22 protein-coding genes are annotated in these 22,965 nt (G+C 48.0%); 9 read left to right on the top strand and 13 right to left on the bottom strand.

Features of this window, described 5'->3' with window-relative positions; translation table 11 throughout:
• Nucleotides 1-6: 6 nt before the first annotated feature.
• Nucleotides 7-906, bottom strand: coding sequence for a diacylglycerol/lipid kinase family protein (locus ACFQ3J_RS17460; RefSeq protein ID WP_091160209.1), 900 nt, complete (start codon nt 904-906; stop codon nt 7-9).
• A gap of 124 nt (nt 907-1,030) precedes the next feature.
• Complete coding sequence (locus tag ACFQ3J_RS17455; RefSeq protein WP_091160208.1) at nt 1,031-2,380, bottom strand: serpin family protein; 1,350 nt, start codon at nt 2,378-2,380, stop codon at nt 1,031-1,033.
• A 176-nt stretch (nt 2,381-2,556) separates the two neighbouring features.
• Here ACFQ3J_RS17455 and ACFQ3J_RS17450 point away from each other — a divergent pair, with 176 nt between their 5' ends.
• Entirely contained in the window at nt 2,557-3,084 is a 528-nt protein-coding gene (locus tag ACFQ3J_RS17450) for a hypothetical protein (RefSeq protein WP_091160206.1), read from the top strand.
• A gap of 143 nt (nt 3,085-3,227) precedes the next feature.
• Here ACFQ3J_RS17450 and ACFQ3J_RS17445 read toward each other — a convergent pair whose 3' ends face one another.
• From ACFQ3J_RS17445 to uxaC, 5 genes are all read right to left on the bottom strand, one after another.
• Complete coding sequence (locus tag ACFQ3J_RS17445) at nt 3,228-3,602, bottom strand: DUF2750 domain-containing protein (protein WP_091160205.1); 375 nt, start codon at nt 3,600-3,602, stop codon at nt 3,228-3,230.
• A 36-nt stretch (nt 3,603-3,638) separates the two neighbouring features.
• Nucleotides 3,639-5,492: an ABC transporter ATP-binding protein gene (locus tag ACFQ3J_RS17440; RefSeq protein ID WP_285850144.1), complete on the bottom strand. Its 1,854-nt coding sequence runs from the start codon at nt 5,490-5,492 to the stop codon at nt 3,639-3,641.
• Nucleotides 5,489-7,216 carry an ABC transporter ATP-binding protein gene (locus ACFQ3J_RS17435; RefSeq protein ID WP_251582959.1) on the bottom strand — a complete coding sequence of 576 codons (1,728 nt, stop codon included), beginning with the start codon at nt 7,214-7,216 and terminating at the stop codon, nt 5,489-5,491. Before ACFQ3J_RS17435 ends, ACFQ3J_RS17440 begins: the two co-directional genes overlap by 4 nt.
• Entirely contained in the window at nt 7,213-7,848 is a 636-nt protein-coding gene (locus tag ACFQ3J_RS17430) for a MarR family winged helix-turn-helix transcriptional regulator (protein ID WP_091160200.1), read from the bottom strand. The genes ACFQ3J_RS17435 and ACFQ3J_RS17430 overlap by 4 nt, the downstream gene beginning before the upstream one ends.
• A gap of 262 nt (nt 7,849-8,110) precedes the next feature.
• Nucleotides 8,111-9,538, bottom strand: coding sequence for a glucuronate isomerase (uxaC, locus tag ACFQ3J_RS17425; protein WP_251582961.1), 1,428 nt, complete (start codon nt 9,536-9,538; stop codon nt 8,111-8,113).
• A 350-nt stretch (nt 9,539-9,888) separates the two neighbouring features.
• Here uxaC and ACFQ3J_RS17420 point away from each other — a divergent pair, with 350 nt between their 5' ends.
• Both ACFQ3J_RS17420 and ACFQ3J_RS17415 read left to right on the top strand, forming a co-directional pair.
• On the top strand, nt 9,889-10,671 hold the full coding sequence (locus ACFQ3J_RS17420; RefSeq protein ID WP_251582963.1) for an MBL fold metallo-hydrolase: 783 nt from the start codon (nt 9,889-9,891) through the stop codon (nt 10,669-10,671).
• Complete coding sequence (locus ACFQ3J_RS17415) at nt 10,661-10,933, top strand: hypothetical protein (RefSeq protein ID WP_091160195.1); 273 nt, start codon at nt 10,661-10,663, stop codon at nt 10,931-10,933. Before ACFQ3J_RS17420 ends, ACFQ3J_RS17415 begins: the two co-directional genes overlap by 11 nt.
• On the opposite strand, the gene ACFQ3J_RS17410 is transcribed toward ACFQ3J_RS17415, so the two are convergent.
• Both ACFQ3J_RS17410 and ACFQ3J_RS17405 read right to left on the bottom strand, forming a co-directional pair.
• The gene (locus ACFQ3J_RS17410) at nt 10,914-13,235 is read right to left on the bottom strand and encodes an ATP-dependent DNA helicase (RefSeq protein ID WP_091160194.1); all 2,322 of its coding nucleotides are present in this window, start codon (nt 13,233-13,235) and stop codon (nt 10,914-10,916) included. The two genes, ACFQ3J_RS17415 and ACFQ3J_RS17410, sit on opposite strands and share 20 nt — an antisense overlap.
• A 184-nt stretch (nt 13,236-13,419) precedes the next feature.
• Nucleotides 13,420-14,247 (bottom strand): glycerophosphodiester phosphodiesterase, encoded by an 828-nt coding sequence (locus ACFQ3J_RS17405; protein ID WP_091160192.1) that lies wholly within the window; start codon nt 14,245-14,247, stop codon nt 13,420-13,422.
• A gap of 273 nt (nt 14,248-14,520) precedes the next feature.
• On the opposite strand from ACFQ3J_RS17405, the gene ACFQ3J_RS17400 reads away from it, so the two are divergent.
• Both ACFQ3J_RS17400 and ACFQ3J_RS17395 read left to right on the top strand, forming a co-directional pair.
• The gene (locus ACFQ3J_RS17400; RefSeq protein WP_091160191.1) at nt 14,521-15,003 is read left to right on the top strand and encodes an antibiotic biosynthesis monooxygenase family protein; all 483 of its coding nucleotides are present in this window, start codon (nt 14,521-14,523) and stop codon (nt 15,001-15,003) included.
• 306 nt (nt 15,004-15,309) lie between these two features.
• On the top strand, nt 15,310-17,208 hold the full coding sequence (locus ACFQ3J_RS17395) for an LTA synthase family protein (RefSeq protein WP_091160282.1): 1,899 nt from the start codon (nt 15,310-15,312) through the stop codon (nt 17,206-17,208).
• Nucleotides 17,209-17,353: 145 nt separating this feature from the next.
• On the opposite strand, the gene ACFQ3J_RS17390 is transcribed toward ACFQ3J_RS17395, so the two are convergent.
• From ACFQ3J_RS17390 to cidR, 4 genes are all read right to left on the bottom strand, one after another.
• Nucleotides 17,354-18,025 carry a GNAT family acetyltransferase gene (locus tag ACFQ3J_RS17390; protein WP_091160189.1) on the bottom strand — a complete coding sequence of 224 codons (672 nt, stop codon included), beginning with the start codon at nt 18,023-18,025 and terminating at the stop codon, nt 17,354-17,356.
• Between the two features lie 71 nt (nt 18,026-18,096).
• The gene (locus ACFQ3J_RS17385) at nt 18,097-18,759 is read right to left on the bottom strand and encodes a GNAT family N-acetyltransferase (RefSeq protein ID WP_251583182.1); all 663 of its coding nucleotides are present in this window, start codon (nt 18,757-18,759) and stop codon (nt 18,097-18,099) included.
• 21 nt (nt 18,760-18,780) lie between these two features.
• Entirely contained in the window at nt 18,781-19,635 is an 855-nt protein-coding gene (locus ACFQ3J_RS17380) for a carbon-nitrogen hydrolase family protein (protein WP_251582965.1), read from the bottom strand.
• Nucleotides 19,636-19,715: 80 nt separating this feature from the next.
• Nucleotides 19,716-20,603, bottom strand: coding sequence for a cidABC operon transcriptional activator CidR (cidR, locus tag ACFQ3J_RS17375; RefSeq protein ID WP_091160185.1), 888 nt, complete (start codon nt 20,601-20,603; stop codon nt 19,716-19,718).
• A gap of 167 nt (nt 20,604-20,770) precedes the next feature.
• Here cidR and ACFQ3J_RS17370 point away from each other — a divergent pair, with 167 nt between their 5' ends.
• From ACFQ3J_RS17370 to ACFQ3J_RS17355, 4 genes are all read left to right on the top strand, one after another.
• Complete coding sequence (locus tag ACFQ3J_RS17370; RefSeq protein ID WP_311286773.1) at nt 20,771-21,202, top strand: CidA/LrgA family protein; 432 nt, start codon at nt 20,771-20,773, stop codon at nt 21,200-21,202.
• A complete protein-coding gene (locus tag ACFQ3J_RS17365; protein ID WP_251582967.1) occupies nt 21,138-21,812 on the top strand; it encodes a CidB/LrgB family autolysis modulator in 675 nt (224 codons plus the stop codon). The genes ACFQ3J_RS17370 and ACFQ3J_RS17365 overlap by 65 nt, the downstream gene beginning before the upstream one ends.
• Nucleotides 21,813-21,923: 111 nt before the next feature.
• Nucleotides 21,924-22,460: an AbrB/MazE/SpoVT family DNA-binding domain-containing protein gene (locus ACFQ3J_RS17360; RefSeq protein ID WP_091160179.1), complete on the top strand. Its 537-nt coding sequence runs from the start codon at nt 21,924-21,926 to the stop codon at nt 22,458-22,460.
• 150 nt (nt 22,461-22,610) lie between these two features.
• Nucleotides 22,611-22,922 (top strand): winged helix-turn-helix transcriptional regulator, encoded by a 312-nt coding sequence (locus ACFQ3J_RS17355; RefSeq protein WP_091160177.1) that lies wholly within the window; start codon nt 22,611-22,613, stop codon nt 22,920-22,922.
• Nucleotides 22,923-22,965: the final 43 nt, after the last annotated feature.

Raw genomic sequence — 22,965 nt, 5'->3', positions numbered from 1 at the left:
CGGAGCTCACAGCGAGTCTCCGTTCCTTGGCATTAGAAATTTCAGTCTGCGCTCAAGTACTCTTATCTCTGCCGGTGCAGAGAGATAGACTTCTCCATCCGTATCTGCCGGCATCTCTTCCTCTGTCTGCAGATGAATTTGACTCGCCTTAAAGTACTTCAGACTATCGTTATGCGGCTCCCACCTGCCTTCCGGCTTCCGGGCCAGCAGCTCCCGCAGAAGAGGGATGCCGGCCTGGCGTATGATGAGCACATCAAATTGTCCATCCGTAAGTGAATCCTTGGCAAATGGCAGCGTGCTGGTGCCTAGTGATCTGCCATTTGATACATAGATCATGACAGCCTCATCTTCGATCTGTATGCTCTCCGTCTTCAGCTGATAACGAAAAGGCTTGGCAGCACGAATGGTCTGCAGTGTACTGATGAAGTAACTGAGTCTGCCGAGCGATCCTTTCAGTGCAGGATCAATATTTTCAGAGGTCTCCGTTATAATCCCAACACCGAAGAAGTTCGTGAATACCCGATCATTGGCCATTCCAAGATCCACGGATGCCCCGTCTCCATTGATCAAAGCTTCCGCCGCCTCCGGCACATTCATCGGAATACCCAGCGTTCGTGCAAAATCATTACAGGTACCACCCGGCAAAATGCCTACTACTGGCGGATGATCAAGCTGTGCCAGCCCATTAATGCATTCATGGACGGTACCATCACCGCCAAGAATAAAGACCGCATCCACATCTTCGCCTCGCTGACGGCATATCTTCTCACCATCGCCCGCTGCCTGAGTCTTGAGGACAACAAGCTCTGGAATAACAGGTGCCAGCGCAGACACAGCTCCGCCGACCATACTTACAGCCGCTCCCGCTGCTTCGTTATGGATGAGGAGTGCTTTTTGAATATCCATTCTGATCTCCTCCCCACCAAATCAAGTCTTTACTCCTATATCTACCCGAAAAGCGGAAGAAATAAAACAAGCCTGGCTCGTTAGAGTGGATGGAGGTAAAAAACCAATAGTCTTAGCTTACATATTATTGTGCACCTGCTGGATCATAAATGGACCCCATAAACAGCCAGGCTCCCGTAACCTCATCTTCAATGACCGTATAGAAGGGCCGATTGATATTCATCACCTTATTGTCTGTAATCATTAACGATGACTCTTGCATAGCCACGGAAGTTGCTGCCGCTGCCTCGGAGCCCTGCTCATTCACTTCGAGTACGGCTTTATGCTGTACGTCGCTTATGAATAAGTTCCCCGTTGACATCCGAGAGAAGTCAGCCCCCTCACCAAATGCCGATTTCATCCCCATATGCTTAAGCGTGTCTACGAGCCCTGCTTCGTATTCGACCTTGTATTTCGGCATGGACAACTGAACCATATTCTCTTCAAATGGACCATTGAATGCCGCAGGGTCCTGCATCAAATGCTTCTCTATATCAGCCAAGCTCGTGCCCTCAGCCGGAAGAATTACCAGCATGTTCATGCTTGAATCACGATAAGGCAGCCGTATTGCCTGCCACTCCCCTGTCTCCTTATATCCATACAGATGGGTATCGTGCATCATCGGCACATTCAGCTTAGTACCTTCCTCGGTTGTAAAAACACCATCCTGTGTAAGATTCTCATCAAAGGTGTGCAGCCAGGTTCCTTTGAAATACAAGGCATTCAGCAAATAAGCCCTCACCGCGCTATCCAGAGGCTTGTTCAGTATCTCTTTAATCAGACCCTTTGTTCTCTCACTGACCCAGGCATTGATGGAATCCATCGTTTCTGCAGAAGACAGCTCTGCCTTCAAGATCTCTGCCCCATAGCTGGTTCCTGCCGTTTCAAGAAAAGCGGGTTTTAATGCGTATTCTGCATCTACCCAGACCGAGTTCGCTGTCAGCAGCTCCACACCTTGGCCCGGACTGTTCAGCAGCTGCATATAAATCCGGCTGGCCTCATTCACCTCCTCCATACTTAAGCCTGTGAGCCTAAGTACCTCCGCCATTTCCTGCTCCGTCACACCCTTTGAACCGTTATAAGTGAGCGTTAATGCAGAAGCAATGCTGTAAGGTGAGAAAAATATATTCTTGTGTGCTCCTTCCTTATTACGAAGCTCATCCATCAGTTGGATACCGAGAGTGTTCTGAGACTCAATCAGTGCAGAATCCAATGTTGCAGCAAGTCTTGAGCGCTCCTCATCGCTGATTTGCTCCATATGGGCAGGCAGCGTGGACAAACTGTGCGGAATCTCTGCATCGCTGCCTGTCGGTGGTGCACAAGCACTTAAGCCGAGCATCAGAGCGATGGCAAGAAGCTGCTTATGAGTAACTGCCATCCCTCTATTGTGTCTAGCTGCTGCCCCTCTATTGCTCGGCGAATTCAACGAATTCATAAGTATTCCCCCTTCTTTTACAAAGGTAGACTTACACACTCACAGGATTGTTCCAATGAATTGGATATAAATTTACAAAAATGGTGTTATATTTATTGGATTCCAACGTGTCTTAGATCGCTTGATGGGGTAATGAAGTTGTAAAATGGATATCCACGACTAGGAGGAGTGTACCTATGATTCCAGCAACGCTTGAAGAACTAGAAGCCATTCGGCGCGAGTGCCGTTCCATGGTGAATACGAGAGCCTTCGCATCAGGCGGCACAGCGCTTGTACCCATTCCCGGAACGGATGTTGTCGCGGATGTCGGCATGCTGATGCAGCTCCTGCCTGCCATTAACGATAAATTCGGCTTGTCCGAGAAGCAGCTCGGCGGCATGGATGCGGAATCCAAAGCTGCGGTGTACGGACTGGTAATGTCCATGGGGAGCGCGGTGATTGGTAAACTCATCACCCGGGAACTGGTCATCAAGCTTCTACAGAAGGTTGGTGTACGGATGGCGGCCAAACAAGCGGCTCGCATAATCCCCATCGCCGGTCACGCCCTCTCCGCGGCACTAAGCTTCTCTGCCATGCGTTACGTAGGCAATAAACATGTAGAGGACTGCTATAACGTCGCGAGACAGCTGATCGAGCAGAGAAGAGCGAAAGAACTGGAAATACCAGCCGATGCCGTTATTGTAGAAGATACGGTTAAGGTATAAGCGGATAACGACCATTCAAAGATTACTGATCCATTGGCTAGAATAACAAAACACCGGATTCTCTTGAGAGGAGCACTCCTGCTCAGCTAAGAGAGAATACGGTGTTTATTATTGTGGAACTATTTTAGAGAGTTCGAACCTGACTAATAATTTTCTAGCTCAGCTTCTATATCTCTTATTAGAATATCCACTTCCAGCACAGCAGAATCTTCATTATTAAAAAAGATAGAGGGTCTTATACCATCTTTTTTAAGCTGGGGCAGGAATTCAACTACAAACTCACTTAGATCAATTAACTTCCCTTTATAACTCTTCCAATCTTCAATAGCACATGCCTCTGCGAATTCTTTTTTCGGCCAAAAGGGAAGTAATAGGTTTCCCCTCTCATCAGCTGTTACAGCCCATCCGTTATCATACAGACCCCATACTTCTTCAGCGTCAGCGATTCTTTTAATAAAATATTCATATCGAACATTTGCAGGTAATTTAATTACAGCCTCAAACTCTTTATTATTCATATGTCGACCTCGAACTTATTATCTTACATCCTTAGCTCAGCCTACCTCGGTAAACTGACTGTTATATAGCTCAGCATAGAATCCTCCTGCCATAAGCAGCTCTTCATGGGTTCCTTTCTCAATTACATCCCCATGGTTCATGACCAGAATCACATCTGCATCCCGAATCGTAGACAGTCTGTGCGCGATAACAAAGCTTGTACGATCCTTCATCAGCTCGTTCATGGCCTGCTGAATCAAGGTCTCTGTCCGGGTGTCCACCGAGCTTGTCGCTTCATCCAGAATAAGGATGGAAGGATTCGCAAGAATAGCACGGGCAATAGTCAGCAGCTGCTTCTGGCCTTGAGATATATTGGATGCTTCCTCATTGAGCACCGTTTGATATCCATCCGGTAATGTGCGGATGAAGTGGTCTGCTCTTGCTGCTGCCGCCGCTTGCCGAACCTCAGTCTCTGACGCTCCCTCGCGGCCGTATGCAATGTTGTCATAGATGGTTCCGTTAAACAGCCATGTATCCTGCAGCACCATCCCGAACATGCTCCGCAATCTGCTTCGCGGCATATCTGTAATATCCACACCATCAATTCTAATGGCGCCGCCTTGTACTTCATAGAAGCGCATGAGCAGGTTAATGAGTGTTGTCTTGCCCGCACCCGTCGGTCCTACGATGGCAACGGTCTGACCCGGCTTCACATCGACATTCAAATCGGTTATGAGCGGCTTGTCTTCACTATAGCCGAATTTCACATGCTCAAACGTTACTGCACCCTGCACCTTACTTGAGATATTCGCTGTGTTCTGTTCAGCCACTTCTTCTTTCTCATCAAGCAGCTCAAACACCCGCTCTGCAGAAGCCACCGTGGATTGAATGACATTCGCAATGTTAGCCAGCTGATTAATCGGCTGGGAGAATTGACGGGAATATTGGATAAACGCCAATATGCTGCCGACATTCAATGTCCGGGTCGATACGAGTATCCCGCCAACCACACAGATCAGTACATATCCAATGTTACCAATGAACATCATGAGCGGCATAATCAGACCTGAGATGAACTGGGCCTTCCAGCCGGTCTCATACAGCTCCTCATTGATCTTGTCAAAGTCTTGGATCGATTGTTCTTCCCGCCCAAATGCCTTAATGACATTGTGCCCGGTATACATCTCTTCAACATGACCATTCAGTTCCCCGAGTCTCTTCTGCTGACCGACAAAATAACCCTGTGAACGTGAAGCGACCAGTGCAACCACAATGAGACTAAGCGGGAGCGTAAGAACCGTTATCAGTGTCAACAATGGACTGATGGTAAGCATCATGATGATGACACCCACCAATGTTACAAATGAAGTAATGAACTGCGCGAGACTCTGCTGCAGCGTATTACTGATATTATCCACATCATTCGTAGCCCGGCTAAGAATTTCGCCGTGAGTTTTTCCATCAAAATATTTGAGCGGAAGCCGTGATAGCTTGCCATTAATCTGCTCCCGCATGTCAAATACAACACGCTGCGAGACGCCGGCCATTAAATATTGCTGTATATAGGCAAACAGCGAACTTAATAGATACAACGCGCCAAGCCACATCAGGATTCTGGCAATCTCTACGAAATCAATCGTCGCATTCGGATCAAACAGCGGCTCGGATAAAATATTCGTTGCCACCGCCAACAGTTTAGGTGAAACAATGGTAAACACGGTACTCAGAATAGCCATAATAAACACAACGACCAGTATTGTATTTTGCGGCTTCAAATAACGGACCAGCCTCTTCATCGTGCCTTTGAAGTCCTTGGCCTTCTCAACCGGTCCACGGCCGAGATGACCGCCCGGATGCTTCGGCCCTGCCGTACTAGCCGGATTCTGGAAAGCTTTATTTTTACGACTCATGCAATCTCCTCCTCTGACAGCTGTGAGAACACAATTTCTCGGTATACCTCACTATTTCGGAGCAGCTCGTCGTGAGTTCCGCTGCCTACAATTACGCCTTCATCCATAACCAGAATCCGATCCGCATCTCTTACTGTGCTTACGCGCTGTGCGACGATAATGACCGTTGAGTTGACGGTTTCGTTTACAAGCGCGGCTCTGAGCTTAGCATCCGTCCTATAATCAAGGGCCGAGAAGCTGTCATCAAACACATAGATTTCCGGTCTTCGCACCAGGGCTCTCGCTATGGACAGACGCTGCTTCTGTCCGCCAGATACATTGCTTCCCCCTTGCGAGATCATACTCTCATATCCATCCTCCATCCCGCTGATAAACTCAGCGGCCTGAGCGACCTCAGCGGCATGCCGGATTTCCTCCTCTGTAGCATCCTTTTTGCCGTAGCGTATGTTGTCCGCAATTGTACCTGTGAATAGTACCGCCTTCTGTGGAACATATCCGATCTTCGAGCGCAGCTCTTGCTGAGCGACATCTCTTACATCCATGCCATTGACGCGAACGTTGCCTTCAGTGACATCGTAGAATCGCGGGATCATCGCAAGCAGCGTCGATTTGCCCGACCCTGTCCCGCCGATAATGGCGGTAATCTCTCCCGGCTGTGCCGTGAAGCTAATATCCTTGAGTGCATATTCCTCAGCACCCGGATATTTGAAGGACACGTTGTCGAATTCAAGAGTCCCATGCAGCTTGCCGGCTGGCTTGGACACTGTAGGATCTGCAAGCTCTGGCTTCATCGTCAGTACTTCATTGATCCGAGCTGCAGAAGCTGCTGCCCGCGGCAGCATAACGAAGATGATTGACACCATCAGCAGAGAGAACATGATCTGCATGGCATATTGAATAAACGCCATCATATTCCCTACCTGGATCTCACCTGTATTAATGCGAAGGCCGCCGAACCAAATAATAGCGATGACGGAGAAATTCATCACCAGCATCATAACAGGCATCATGAAGGCCATGATCTTATTCACCTTGATCACGGTATCGGTGAGATCGCCGTTCGCCTCTGTGAAGCGTTCCTTCTCATAGCCGGTACGATTAAATGACCGAATGACCCGAATACCAGTCAGCTGTTCGCGCAGGACCAGATTCAGACGATCCAGCTTCTTCTGAATGGCCTTAAAGAGCGGCAGCCCCTTGAAGGCAATCAGCGCAATGGCTCCTGCGAGTATCGGAAGGGACACAACAAGAACAACAGACAGCTTGGCATCTTGGGATATGGCCATAATAAGGCCGCCGATAAACATCAGCGGCGCACTGATCATCATCCGCAGCATCATCAGCAGTACGTTCTGAACCTGAGTAATATCATTCGTCGTTCTGGTGATGAGTGAAGCCGTTCCCACCTGGTCAAATTCATGAAGAGAGAAGTTCTCTACATGTCTAAATAACCGGCTGCGAAGATCACGTGCAAATTTGCCAGTAACCTGGGAGGACAGGAAGCTCACGAGAATAGAGCACAATGTACCCAGTAGAGCAACAATGAGCATTACACCGCCGATTTTCCATATGTAAGGAACATCACCCTCTGGTATTCCAAAGTTGACGATATCGGACATCAGTGTAGGCAAGAATAAATCAGACAACGATTGCAGCAGAAGTAAAAAAACGACGAGAGCTACACCCGCCTTGTACGGATTCAGCATCCGCAGCAGTTTCATCATGTATGATCACTCCCTTTTGGGGAAAATCTGTCTTTACAGTGCTGTTCAGCACTTGTCCGCTTCTGTTCCTTATACTCGTACACCCGAGTCAGCAGTTTGGCTAACTGAATACTATCCTCTTCACCTAGATATTCAATCATTTCCTTCATATTGCTCATGAGCTCGCGGTGAACGTCCCGGACGGCCTCTCGCCCTGCTTCCGTTATCGTTATCCGCATCACTCTGCGATCAAACTGGTCCATTCTTCTCTCGACTAACCCCTGCTCCTCCAGCCCCTGAATGACAGGAGTAATAGTCGGTGCCTTGACCCGCATAATTTCACTGATCTCGGATATCTTAAGCCCTTCAAGCTGATCCTTCGTCGTCGGGCCATTCTCCTGAAAATCCCTGATCATACGACCAACCACAGCAGGATCGTGCTTCTCAGTCGTTTCCTTCCCTCGGATTAATGTAACCAGAAGCACAATCTCGCTCGGATTGCGCCCTTCCGTCTTAGGCTGCTTCCAATTGCTTCGGTTAAATCTCATGAATGCAATGAGCAAATTTTGCGCTAGTATATCCTTCTCTTTCAATGCCTCACCCACTTTTTTTATTTGAACACTAATAATGACCATATTGCGATTAATGACCATATTGCGATGTTTTCGAATTAATTAGGTCTCCTAATTAATTATAAATCCATGCAGATTATATGCCTTTACACTCCTAAGTGTCAAACCGGAACCTTTTAGCAAAACCCTTAATCTATATATTGGCTGTTCTTGGACCGTCACATTCTCGTAATCTATATAAAAAAAGACGACCGTGACTCTATAGTCACAGCCGCCCATCGCAAATCTATTATTCTTAACTCTTCTTGTCGCAGATTAATCCAGTGCCGTCACACACACTTTGCTATACCTTGCTATAAGCACTCTCAAAGTTAAAATAAGTCCGCGCATTCTCGTAAGATATACCCTGCACGATACTGCCGAGCAGTTCAAGGTCATGCGGCGCCTCTCCGTCCTCAACCCATTCTCCGAGAAGATTGCATAGCAATCGGCGGAAGTACTCATGCCTTGTGTAGGACAGGAAGCTCCTCGAATCGGTCAGCATGCCGACAAACCGGCTGAGCAGCCCCACATTGGACAATGCCTTCATCTGGGCGAGCATGCCGTCCTTGGTATCGTTGAACCACCATGCAGCACCAAGCTGAATTTTGCCAGGAATACCGTCGCCCTGGAAGCTGCCAGCGATTGCGGCCAGCACTTCATTGTCACGAGGATTAAGCGAGTACAGAATCGTTCTTGGCAGCGAATCCTCACTAGCAAGTCCATCCAGCAGCTTCACAAGCGGACCGGCAAGCGGGCTGTCATTCACGGAGTCATAGCCGGTATCCGGGCCAAGCAGACCGAGCATACGGGAGTTATTGTTTCTTGCTGCATTGATATGGTACTGCATTGCCCAGCCGCGCGCCGCGTACAGCTTACCGAGGAATATCAGTGTATACGTCTTATATTTTTGCTCCTCCAGCAGCGTCGCGCGCTCACCATTCAACACCTTGGCGAAGATGCCGGCCGCTTCCTCTCGCGTAGTCTCCGCATACGGTACATAATCGAGCGCATGGTCGGATACACGTCCTCCAACGGAATGGAAGTAATCCACCATTGCCTCCAGCACTTCTAGAAAAGTGTCGTAGCTCGTAATCGAGCGCCCAGCGGTCTGCTCCAAGCGGGAGAGCCACTCACCGAACCCTTCGCGGTTAATCTCAAGACCCTTATCAGGACGGAATGAAGGGAGTACCGCTGTATCAAAATCGTTCAGATCCCGGATAGCTGTGTGATATTCCAGCGTATCAGCCGGATCATCTGTCGTGCAGACTACGGTTACGTTCGACTTCGTAATCAGATCACGCGCGCCAAAGCCTTCGCCGTTCAGTTTGGCATTTACTTTCTCCCAAATAATCGGTGCATTCTTCTCATTAATCAGCTCATAGACGCCGAAGAATCGCTGCAGCTCCAGGTGTGACCACGCATAGACCGGATTGCCGATCGTCATCGGCACCGTTCTTGCCCAGGCGAGGAATCGATCGTAGTCACTGACTCCCTCGCCTCCTGTTACATACTTCTCTTCAACCCCGTTTGCCCGCATCAGCCGCCATTTGTAATGATCACCGTACAGCCAGGCTTCGGTTAAGTTGCGAAACGTTTTATTCTCATAAATCTCCTTGGGACTCAGGTGGCAGTGATAATCGATAATCGGCATATCCTTCGCATACTTCTCGTACAGCGCAACCGCTGTATCATTCGTAAGTAGAAATTGCTCATCCAAAAAAGACTTCATCTTCCTTACCCACTCCCTTTAGGTTGATTTTGGTTCGTTCAGGTTTATTCTCAAATTCTAAGCTACACCCTTTCCATTAAAAGTTCAACAACAAAATGAGAACGCTATCAAAAATGTTCTCCCGATGGATATGCGTCCTCTCACTGACAAATTTCGCGCGTTCAGCAAAGTAAATGACTGTTGACTGGCATATCTGCATTTATTAGCAGAAGAATTCAATTAAGGGATTTGAACAGGGTGGATTCTAGATGGCAAGAATTATATCCAATACGCAGGTGAATGATCACATTGGTCTACGGGAGGCAACTTTTTCTGAATTTTGACGTTCTTCTATATTGGGGAGGGTATAATTGAGGAAAAAGAAAAAGAGGTGTATCGTACAAATGCAAATTACATTCCTAGGAACCGGAGATATGTTCAGCTTCGAACAAGACCACAACAGCGCGATGATCCTATACAATGACACCCGGCTCATTATTGATTTTCCTGAATCGAATGCAAAGGTGCTGCATCATATGGGAATCAAACTGAATGAGATCAAGGATGTGTTTATAACCCATCTGCATGATGATCACATCAATGGCCTGCAGCAGCTCGGTTATTATGCACAAGTATTTGGCAACCAGAAACCCAAGCTCTACATTCATGAGGAGTTAATTGAACCGCTCTGGCGTTCACTTGAGCCCGGCATGCGTTATACCGTACAGGGAGAGCGGGTCTTTGAAGATTATTTCGAGCTGATCCCGCTGCGTGAACAGAAGCCCTTCAGCATTGGAGGAGTTACATATGAGCTTACACTGACGAAGCATGTACCCGGCATGCTGAGCTGCGGCCTGTATGCTCCGGGGTACTTCTATTACAGCGGAGATGCGACGATGGATTCCGAGCTGCTTGAGCACATTGCTGACGAGGTGCAGGTTATTTTCTATGAGTGCCATCTGCAGGACGTGACCATCTCATCACACACTCATTTGGACGATATCAAGTCTCTTCCGCTGCCGATCCAGGCCAAAATCCAGCTCATGCATTACCACGACGGCTATGCGTCTTCTGACGCCCGTGAGCAATTCAACCAGAGTGCCGTGTCCAAGCTCGTACAACCACTGGAGGTGATTCGGCTGCATGAACAATAATCCGGAGGAGCACTCCGTCGATCAGAAGCATACTTCAACAGGCCTGATTTCAAATCTTCTCGCTAAGAACTCATTCTACATCGTCATGATCTTTATTCTTTTATTCATCGCCTCTGCAGGCATAGGTGGCATAAGTATTGCAGTGATCCTCACAATCTTAATGAACTGTATTGAATGGCTCACGAAATACATCCTGCCCTGGATCTTCCTCTTCTACTTCATCAAGCTCGTCCGAAGCTATACTAGATCGAAGCAGGGTTAATCTGCTTGTACTCCCTCCACTCTTCAGGCAGCAAGGAGCGGTAAGGCTCCTGTGCGAAACGATCATCGACCAGCACGAGCACGCCCTCGTCCTCCTCTGTACGGATGAGCCTTCCCCCTGCCTGAAGCACTTTGTTCATTCCCGGAAAAACATAGGCGTAGTTAAAGCCGTTCCGCCCGGTCTGGTTAAAATAATCACGCAGCATATTGTTCTCCAGTCCAATCTGAGGAAGACCGGTACCCACGACGATTACACCGTTCAGCCTGTCACCGGGAAGATCAACTCCTTCTGAGAATACGCCCCCAAGCACCGCAAACCCAAGCCGAGTGCGCTCGGGGTTCGGCTGGAAGCCAGACAGAAAGGCATCCCTCTCCTCCTCACTCATGGAAGACTGCTGTATGATTGCATCGACACCCTTGCCCTCATCCTGAATATAGGTTTCATATACTTCCTGCATATAGGAATAAGACGGGAAGAATACGAGCAGATTCGTCCCCGGCCGCTCCTCAGCGACCCGCTGCAGAAGTCTTGCGATCGCTCCTCTCGACCTCTCCCGGTCGTTGTATCTGACCGACAGCGGCACCAGCTGCACATCAAGCTGCTCCTTGCTAAACGGCGAAGGAATGCTAAGGGTGTAATCTTCTTCTCCAGCACCCAGCATATCCCGGTAATAATTCATCGGTGACAGTGTGGCAGAGAAATGAATGATAGATCGATAGCCTTTGCCTGCCTGGCGAAGCTGCTCAGAAGGATCGAGACAGTACAGCTTGATTCGAAAGTCGCTGCGAATGATCTCCGCATATGTCAGGTAATGATCATCATAGAGCTTGGCCATCCGAATAAAGTTTTGTGAGGCAAAATACGTACCGAGCAGCTCTTCCTGCGCTTCAATACTGACCCGGTCCGCAGAAGAGCCGGAGACCAGCTCTATTTCTGCAGCCTCCACAAACTTCTCAAGCCGCTTGATCAGCTCCTCCGGCAGCTCAGACTGAATGATACGTCCCTCACTGTTGCAATTGTTCTTGACTGCATACAGGAAGGAGTTAACCTCTCCGGCAGCACGGGATACCCCTTCATTTGCCGTCTTGTACTCATCCTTGATCCCGAGAAAGACGGATTTGACGAGCTCAGCCGAGAACATATTCCGGCCTCGATCGACCAGGTTATGAGCCTCGTCGACCAGCACGGCTGTCTTCTTCTTCTGATCCTCAAACAATCGCTTCAAGGATACTCGCGGATCAAAAATATAATTATAATCACAGACAACCGCATCAGCGGCGTAAGCAATGTCGAGCGAATATTCAAAAGGACAGACCTGGTGCTTGCGGGCATACGCTTCAATGACCGGTCTAGTCATGATGGTCTCGTGCTTCATGATATCCAGTACCGCCCCGTTGATCCGGTCGTAATATCCTTCGCACATCCTGCACTGCCTGGCATCGCATGCTTCCTCTTCCTTGAAGCAGATCTTGTCCTTGGCGGTGATCGTCACTGAGTTCATATACAGCCCCTGAGCCTGCATTCGCGCGAAGGCTTCCTCTGCCGTTGCCCGAGTCGTCGTCCGTGCTGTCAAATAAAAAATTTTGCTGATATGTCCTGCGTGAACCGCCTTGACTGCCGGAAATAAAGTCGACATCGTCTTTCCAATCCCTGTCGGCGCCTTCGCCATCAGCCCGGCACCCTCGGAGATCGTTTTGAATACGGCGCCAGCCAGCTTACGCTGTCCCGCACGGTAAGACGGGAAAGGAAAGCCGAGTGCTTCAATGGACGGCTGCCGCTTCTCTTCATGCTCCCTCAGCATCTCGGCATAAGGCGCATAGGCCTCAATGACTTCGTGTGCAAAAGTCTCAAGCTCCTCCACAGAGTGGGTAACGAGCATCTTCTTCTGCTCTCCGCTGCCTGTTCGTACATAGGTCAGCTGGACCTGCATACTTGAGAGCCCTTCTGCCTTGGCGTACATGTATGCATACATTTTACCCTGTGCCCAGTGAACCGGAAGCCCGCCCTCCAGGTCCTCAAGCGGAGCTGCTGTCGATTTGATCTCATCAATTGTCCATGCCCCATCCAGCTGAATAAGTCCATCGCATCTGCCTTCCACCTTGAATAGAAGATCTCCGTAGGGGATCTCACCCTTGAGGAACACTTCTTTTTGATCCGTATCTGCATAGGTCTTCTGAATGCTCTGATGAATCCGGGTCCCTTCGTGCATCGTGGCATTCGTCCGGAATCCACCCGTGATGCTGCCGCTCCGATATACATACTCCACCAGAGGTCTGACGGATATAGAAATTTCATATGGCATGCGCTTCACCCGTTCCTGTTCATTTTCGTCTTTCCACTTTAACAAAATGAAGGTGAAGATACCAGTTCTTCAATAGCTCATCCGATTCCCTAAAATAACTACAAAAAGCCCTCTCAGACCACATGAACGCGGCAGCCTGATAGGGGCTTCTATGCACTAAACGCTATGAACTAAATGCTCGAACTTATTTTTTTGCTTCCTTGTAAGGCACATAATCAGGATAGTCTGTAATAATTCCATCTACCCCTAGATCAAGCAGATAGTCTGCTTCCTCACGGCTGCGCAGTGTCCAGGCATAAATCTTCATTCCTCTAGCATGGATTTGTCGAACGAGGGAATGCTCCACCGTATAGATATGTGGATTAACATACGAAGCATAGGTACGGTATTCATCCAGCTTCTCATTCTCCAGATCTGCAGGGTCCTCGATCAGCACGCCCGTTGGTACGGCAGGCAGCATGTCATGAAATGTCGACATGGATTCATGGTTGAAGGACTGAACGACAACCTGCCCGGGTCCCATCTTGTCATATCCGTACTTTATTAAGGAATCCGCCACTTGTCTCTCGATGCCCGGATACAGCTCAGGTGCTTTTAGTTCTATTAGAAATCCGATATTCTTGCCGCTGTAATGTGCCAGAACCTCTTCAAACGCGGGAATCTGCTGGCTGCTATACTCTCCTCCGAACCAGCTTCCCGCATCCAGGCTCCTCAGCTCCGCCAGCGTATGCATTCTCACTTCCCCTGTCCCGCTCGTTGTCCGATCCAATGTGAGATCATGAATAACGACGAGCTCTCCATCCAGACTTCGCTGTACATCCAGCTCAATCATGCTCGACTGCATCCGGTATGCCAATTCAAAAGCAGCCATCGTATTCTCCGGTGCATACCCCGCAGCTCCCCGATGTGCGACGACTACGGTCTCAGCGGAGTTCGCAGCGGCAATATGATCCGTATCTCCACCAATTCCGATAATGGAAGCGATTAGCAAAGTTCTCAAGGTTTTGACCACGTCTACTCATCTCTCCTTTTTACCTCAACATAACAAGAGAATGTAAAGACCTATCATTAACTGCTGTATGTGAGTGTAAAGATTTTGAGTTTACTGTTATATACCCGGAATCAAGTTTCACAGTACCTTGAGTGATGAAACGGATTCACCCGAAATGTGCTTCATGCGATCGGCATCGTTTTTGTTTCCTTTGATCTGTTTAGTAAAATAGAGGAGAGAACAAGTTATGGCTATATTGGATTTACAAAAATCAAGTAACAGGAGGTCTGCGTTATGTATATGTACTTTTTGTCATCACCCATTTCGGACGCACTCAAGGAGCACCCTTATTTCACGCTTCAGAATGAAGAAGATACGCGATATGTGATAGAACTGGATACTATGGTCGACAACGACCCGGCCATTCCTGCCTATGAAGCGATTGATGCAAGCGGGAGCCTTACCGGGAGCAAGTTCATCGTCATGAACAACATCCCTGTCACAGAGGATGGAAGGGAAGCGTTTGAAGCGAGATTTATGAACCGTGCACGGAAAGTAGAAGACGAGCAGGGCTTTGCAGGTATCCGCGTGCTACGCCCGCTGAACAGCGATACGTATGTTATTCTTACCGCATGGGATTCCAAAGCAAGCTTTGAGACTTGGCAGCAATCCCAAGCCTTTGCACATGCGCATCAGAAGCGTGAAGAGGGGCTAAAGGCTCAGGCGACTTCGATCTTTGCCCGTCCTTCGTTTATTACTACTTACACAGTTGAATAACTAACGAACGATTAACTGTGACTTAATGTTTAATGTATACCCGCTTCTGCCTGATCCTGATCTTCAGGACCTTGTGGATGCGGGCTATTCCACGTCCACTTCCCTTTTGACCGATTTTGACAATTTTTTAAATCCATAGGATAATATTATATTGCATTGTGCTGTAACAAGCACCCCATCTTATTGTATACTAATACCATTATTTTACATTTCAGACTGCTTACAAGTGGAAGGAAGGCGGTACATTTGGAACGCTTCGCATGGAGGACATTCGTGACCAAGCCGTTTGTTTTCTTTACCATAATCATGCTGATCAAGTGCTACCTTACCTGGTATGCTATATTTGATAATATCCCATTCTGGCAGCCCCTCTTAACCGAGATCCCTTTTGTATGGCTGATTTTTGCTGTTATTGAACGCTTCGCAGACAAGAGAAAAATCGGTTACTATATGCTCACGAATCTCATCATAACGATCATCTTTTTTGCTGCTATTATGTATTACAAATATTATGGAGTCATTGTTACCTACCATGCTCTTGCCCAGGTGAATCAGGTTACTTCGGTCAACAGCAGTATTTTCTCGCTGCTCGCTCCTTATTATCTGCTTATTTTTGTGGATATTATTGTACTGCTTGTATATTTCATTCAACGCCGCATTCGTCAGAATAAGCAGATATTCTACACACCGCAGAAGCTGCCTCGACTGGGGAGGAGAACCGCTGCTGGGATATTCGTCGTCTCGGCCTTAATCACGGTATTTAATATCTGGCCGAACCGGGCGAGTATGAATGAGCTGAATCAAGCGGAATCTATGGGTATACTCAATTACGAAGCATTCTTGATTGCTTCAGACAGACCCGAAGACCCGGTGCCTCAGAAAGAGATTACACAAGAGAACATTAATGAGCTTAAGGGCATCAACTCACCAGAGTCTGCCCAATCCAGCTACTGGGATGCTGCCAAGGGCCGCAATGTGATTATCATACAGCTCGAATCATTCCAGAATTTCCTGGTCGGGCTGAATATTGATGGCCAAGAAATTACACCCAATCTGAATAAATTGGCGCAGGAGAGCTTGTATTTTCCGCATTTTTATCAGCAGGTCGGCCAAGGGAATACATCTGACGCCGAATTTGTCGTCAATTCCTCCTATTACATTCCTCCACGTGGAGCAGCATCGCAGGAGTATGCGGATTATGAAGTGCCAAGTCTGCCGAGACTGCTTACGGAGAACGGTTATAATACAACCACTTTCCATACGAACCATGTAGAATTCTGGAACCGGCTGGAGATGTACTCTGCTCTCGGTTTTGGAGATTACTACGATTATGACTTCTTCGGGGAAGAGGATATGATTGCATTTGCGGCATCAGATGCTGTGTTGTACCGCAAGACCGCGGAGGAGCTCGCAGCACTGCAGGAGGAAGGGCGGCCTTTCTATTCACAGGTCATTTCCATGTCTGCCCATCATCCATACCATTTGCCTGAGGACAGATACATGATGGACCTGCCGGATCGTTTCGAGGATACACTGGTAGGCAATTATATTCGCGCACAGAATTACGCCGATTATGAATTCGGCCTGTTTATAGATCAATTGAAGAAGAATGGCGTCTGGGATAACAGCCTCATCGTTGTGTATGGCGATCATCTGGGTCTGCCAATTTACTCGCTTGAATCCGATGACAAAGCACTGATGAAGGAAATATACGGACGCGAATATTCCAAGGCAGACATGATCAATATTCCGCTTGTTATTTCTGTCCCTGGTGCCATTGATGGTGCTAGAGTCGATCAGCTTGGCGGTCAAGTCGATATTGTGCCTACGGTTGCAAGCCTGCTGGGCATATCGATGGACGATTATATTCATTTCGGTCAGGATCTGCTGAGCGGACAGCCGAATCTGCTGCCTGAACGCTATTATCTGCCGACCGGATCATTCATCAGCCAGGAGGGAATGTTCATCCCCGGCAGTGGATTTGAAGATGGCACGCAGCATAAGCTGCCCGAGATTGAAGAAACAGCATCCAAGGAATTTATAGATTCCCTTCAGCTGCCTGAAGATCCTCTACTAGCGAAGGAAGTGTCGGGAACAGGGCTCCCTGACGTAAGCCAAGATCAATACGAACGAGCCCTTGCCTTAGTTCATTATTCATACAGCTATGTAACACAGCTGCCTGAGCGCACTCAAACAGAGGAATGATAAATATACAATAATATAATAATAAGAAATAAGCCCTCTGCCAGCAGCAGAAGGCTTATTTCTATTCTATATTCATCCCAGATATCTGCTTCAAGCTAAGCATAATATCTGTCCGTATATCATTCAGCTTCGCTATGGAAGCCATTTAGAGCGGAAGCAGCGCCAGCTCCTCCTGCTCATCCAGCTTATCCACCATGGATGTCCACTCAGCCGGCTTTACAGGCAGCACTGCGTAATAACGCTTCAGGAAGTTCGCTACCAGCTTGCTGGATATTGCCTTTAGTGTATCGTCGGTCGGCATGAAGCACAGATCAAGCCCGCCGACCGCCTGTCCATCACCTTGCCATGAAGGATGGACATAAGGGAAATCAATCTTTTTATAACCCAAGTGCGACAGCACTTCTCTACGGACATAAGGATTCATCGACTTGATGCCCCCAAATTCATGCTCATCCGATATATAGGGATTATAGATCTCGGCAAACATGCCGAAGAGCTCCTTGCCTTCCGCTTGTGCCAGGCTTCTCAGATCGCGCCGGCGCGCATTGGCCAGAAACGGTCCGATCCCGAGTCCATCACGCCCGATGATCGTAAAATCGGTCATAGCTACATTCCAGTCCGGATAATAGCGGTATTCCGTTGCTCCAACCACCTTGTCATCCAGCACCGCAACGAATACCCGGATACCCGGATCCTTTAATGGATCTTCCCACAGCGAGAATTCAAGCACCTCCTCCGGGGGAAATACCTCCTGCATCAGCTCATGCATTTGTGCAAAGAGCGGATCCTTGATAGAGACAATACGAATATATTCCATAATGACTACCTCCTCATTCAGTTTGATTACTAGGCCAAATTTTCAATTCCAGGCTTGGCATCAATTCCGTTTTACTTAAACGGATTACGCCATTCCATCAGTGCTCCATAGTGACAAGATTCCTCATCATCCAGGTAATTCTCGGTGACGGCCACAGGTGTCCGTCCACAGCGCAGCAAGAAAGAAATGACGGGATCACGAAGCTCACCGCCAACGACCGCAGACAGGTATTCCGCAGCACTCATCTTGTCCGCTACTATATGATACCCAGGCATTCTGCCGCCTCCCAGAAGTCGCAGAGCGCCTTCCTGTATAACGACATGGTACATGGATTGCATAAGCAGCTGTCCAATTCCGAGCTTGCGATAAGCAGGACGGACGCTTATATCTACGACATATAATGTATCACCATCAGGCTGGTGATTTCGAATATAACCTTCATCGGTTGCTTCTGCCCAAGTATGCTCAGGATGTGCCTGGTCAAACCTCGTGCGAAGCCCCGTCATTGAACCGGCTAGTATGCCGTCCACCTCAACCGTAAGCGCACCTTGTGGAAATAAGGTAATATGGCTGCTCAGCTGTTCTTTGCTCCACCACAGCTCTGATGGAAATGGCGGCGGAAAGCATTCTGCCTGGATAGCAATCAGCTCATCAAAGTCGGTCTCGGTGTAATTCCGAACTACGACAGGAACCGGCTTACCCTCACTTAGAATATACATTTCTTTACGATACACCGCCAAGCTCACCTGCCCTCTCTACCAGTCCGGGTACAGATCCACCCGGCGGTCACGCCAGGTTGTAACCGCTCCGCGCTCCCGCACTTCATAGAGCAGATCAAGATCCAGATCCGTAGTTACGATCATATCGCCATTGATTTCCCCCTCGGCCATAATTCCACGCGGTGGAAACGGAATATCATTCGGCGTAATAATCGCAGCCTGGCCATAATTGGCCCGCATGAAGTCAACGGTCGGCAGGCTTCCAACGGTTCCGGTCAGAACCACATATACTTGGTTCTCTACAGCTCTCGCATGGCTTGTGTATCGTACGCGATAGAATCCGTGACGGTCATCCGTACAAGAAGGACAGAAGATCACATCCGCTCCCTTGGCTTTGGCCATACGGACAATTTCAGGAAACTCGATATCGTAGCAGGTCAGCACGGCAATCGTTCCTTTATCCGTCTCAAATACCGTTAGTCCCTCGCCCGCTCCCATATTCCATTCCTTCACTTCCGTAGGCGTGATATGCAGCTTCGGCTGCCGGCCGATTCGACCATCCGGATAAAATAGATGTGCAGTATTCAGCAGCTTGTCATCTTTCTTGATGACATGGGTGCCTGCGATAATATGAACACTGTACTGCTTGGCGAGCTTCGTAAACAAAGCCTCGTAAGCCTCCGTAAAATTCGGCAAATCCTCGATACCAAGTGCATTGCCGTCCTTATCTCCGATGGACATCAGCTGTGTTGTCATAAACTCGGGAAACAGGATAAACTCGGCATCAAATTCTTCAGCAGTCTTTATATAATGCTCTACTTGGGCTGCAAACTGCTCAAAGCTGGTAATGGTCTGTAGCTTGTATTGCACTGCAGATACACGCAGTTTCATTAAGGCGTTCCTCCTTAAAATATCTGATTATTTCTTATTCTTTACTTCAAAGTCATTGTATCAGGGAATATACCTTCTGTTTAGTCCTTGGGCTTAAGCATTTTCTCCGAGAAAGCAATCCACTCTCGTACCGCAAATGACTGGTAGCGATCCTTGCGCCACACCATCCCGAGATCCCACGGAATCCGCTCCCTCAGCTTGAGTATCCTTACCTCCTCCTGGCGAAGCTCCCTGCATATCGTCTCCGGCAGGAGAGCAACCCCAAGTCCGGCGGCAACCATGTTGCTGATCAGATCCCACTGTGCGCTCTCATAAATAATTCGCGGCTGATATCCTGCCTTCTGACAAGCTCCAATAATCCGGTCATGCAGTGTAAAATCCTCCCGGAACAGAATAAATCCATCCTCGCTAAGCTCGGTAAGCCCAATTTCATCCTGTTCTGCCAATGGATGCGATGGGTGAAGTACAGCCCGCAGCGACTCATCAACGAAGATATAACTATCAAACAAAGACTCATCTGCAGGCAGTACTGTTACCCCCACGTCCAGTGCGCCCGTAAGGATGTCATTCTCGACCTTCTTTCCCCCATCCTCAAATAGCTGGATTGTAATGTTCGGATACTGCTTATAGAATGCTCCAATCACTTTTGGAAAAAAAGAAGCGCCGATCATGGGCGGGAGCCCAATGCGAATATGCCCTTTTTTCAAATTCATCAGGTCATCCAGCTCGGAAGACAAATTGTGGAATGAAGTCACAATCTCCTGGGCTTGTCGGGCGAACACCTCACCTGCATCGGTCAGCTTCACGTTCTTGCCATAACGGTCAAGCAAGGTCACACCGAGCTCATCCTCAAGGCTCTTGACCGTCTTGCTGATGGTTGGCTGCGTAATGAACAGCACCTGAGCCGCTTTCGTGAAGCTGTGCTGTCTTGCCACCTCGAGAAAATATTGCAAATGCCGAATATCCATCGAATTAAGATCTCCTTCTATAGAAAAATGGAATGGTAGGCATGCTTATTATGCATTTTACTCATGAAAATGAATCATGTAAAATTTCAGTAACCACTAAGATACATTCTAAGATGATATACAACGAATTGAAGACATCGTTAATATAAAGGAGGCGGACTCATCTCATGAAACAAACGGTAATTATCGTATCTCAAGTCGTGGTTCTGCTCTTCATCTCACTTCTGATAAATGGGATCGCACAGCTCTTGCAGCTACCGATCCCCGGCTCCATCATCGGCATGCTGCTGCTGTTCCTGTTATTGAAGACAGGTATCGTTAAGCTGCGCTGGATCGAGGCCGGTGCCAGCTGGCTTCTTGCTGAAATGCTGCTATTCTTCATTCCTTCCGCTGTCGGCATCATGAATCATCTGAATCTCATGAAGCAGAGCGGTCTCAGCATTCTGCTCGTCATTCTCATCAGCACATTTATCGTCATGGCCGTCTCTGGACTTGCAGCTCAAGCCATCACGAGAAGAAAGGAGGCTGCTCGGTATGACAGCCCTGTTATGTCTCCTGTTAACAATAGCCATATATCTGCTGGCCAAAAAAATGTATAAACAATTCCCTAAGGTCTACCTCTCTCCACTGCTCATTGTACCTGCGGTGATTGTGGTCGTTCTGCTTCTAACCCGCACTCCTTATGAGGCATATAACGAGGGAGGCAGTCTGATTACACTGCTGCTTCAGCCAGCGACCATCGCTTTTGCGATACCGCTCTACAAGCACTTTGAAGCTTTGAAGAAGAACTGGCGAGAGATTGCAGTTGGGGTTACACTCGGCTCGCTCACAGCAATCATCTCCACCTTGATTACAGCGAGATTGTTTAATCTGGGCACTGAGCTGGAATCCAGTCTGTTCCCTCACTCCATCACAACACCGATAGCAATGGATATTTCGACAATGATCGACGGTATTCCGCAAATAACAGCTGTTTTCGTTGTCATTACAGGTCTCACCGGAATGCTAATCGGACCCAATGTGGTAAAATGGCTGAAAATCGATGGAGAAATTGCTAGAGGAATCGCTTATGGCACAAGTGCGCACGGTACTGGGACTTCCAAAGCATTTGAATACAGCCCGCTGACAGGAACGATATCGAGCATTTCCATGGTTCTCGCCGCTCTCGTTACACTCATGGTCTCCCCCTTATTTTCGGTATTTCTATAATATTAATCTATATTACTGGCTAATTATTGAAAAAACCTATTGTATTGCAGTACATTCTTCCCTTAAAATGAAGAAATGATAATATCTGCTGATTAGCGGGGGAGATTACCCATGAAAAGAACCGGTATGAAAAGAGCGCTCGACCGTCTTGGCCGTATTGTTCTTCCAAAGGAAATGCGCGATACAATGGAGATCGATATCGGAGATCCGCTGGAGTTTTTTATTGAAGGTAAAGAATTGATTCTTCGTAAATACAAGTCCACTCTTTGCATTTTTTGTGGAAATGTGGACACGGAGATGTATTTCAAAGAACAATTTATTTGCAAGAGCTGTGCCCGGGAACTGAAGTTTACGGATCATTCGGTGGACATGCCTCTATCAAATCGACAAAGTTCGACTAATTCTAATCAAGAGCAACGCTTATCCCAGTTTACAGATCCGAAATACGCAGGGTCATCAGCTGTACATAAACATCTTTATTCTACTGGATCGGATGAATTTGCCCGTGATGTACGTCCCAAGACAGCCCAGATGCTTCGCAGGATGAAAGAAATTATAGAGGGCAATCCAGGTATTTCACAAAATCAAATCGCTGAGAAATTAGGAATTAGTCAAGGCCGTGTATCTCAGCTCAAGAAGCTTCTCTAATTATAATGAGCCCTATGAATCACAATGACCCTCTCGGTAATATCGGGAGGGTTTCGTTTATTCCGACTTTCCCACCGAAACGGATTATCTAGTATAATAGAGTTATATGTATCTATAAGTACCTGTTCTAACAAAATTCGAGGTGATCTCATGGAGCCCCAAAACAACGAGCTATGCCCGATTACCCAGGCGATGAACCTCTTAGGCAAGAAATGGGCTGTCCTCATCATGTATCATTTGCTATCTGGTCCGAAACGCTTTACGGAGCTGGAAGCTGCTATGGCCATCAGCGGAAGGCTGCTGTCCGAGAGACTGAAGGAGATGGAACTGACCGGTATTGTTACCCGCAAAATGTATCCGGAAATCCCTCCCCGTGTCGAATATGAGCTTACGGATAAGGGCCTCGCAATTGAGCCTGTCATTAAAGAAATTTACGAATGGTCCACCCAGTGGATTATATGAATACTCCCGCCACTTATCAACGCTTGCCGATTCACCTCACCGC

The sequence above is a fragment of the Paenibacillus provencensis genome (assembly GCF_042678545.1).
GTDB classification, from domain to species: domain Bacteria; phylum Bacillota; class Bacilli; order Paenibacillales; family Paenibacillaceae; genus Paenibacillus; species Paenibacillus provencensis.
The sequence above is the reverse complement of the archived record's forward strand: the minus strand, read 5'-3'. Positions and strand labels throughout refer to the sequence as shown.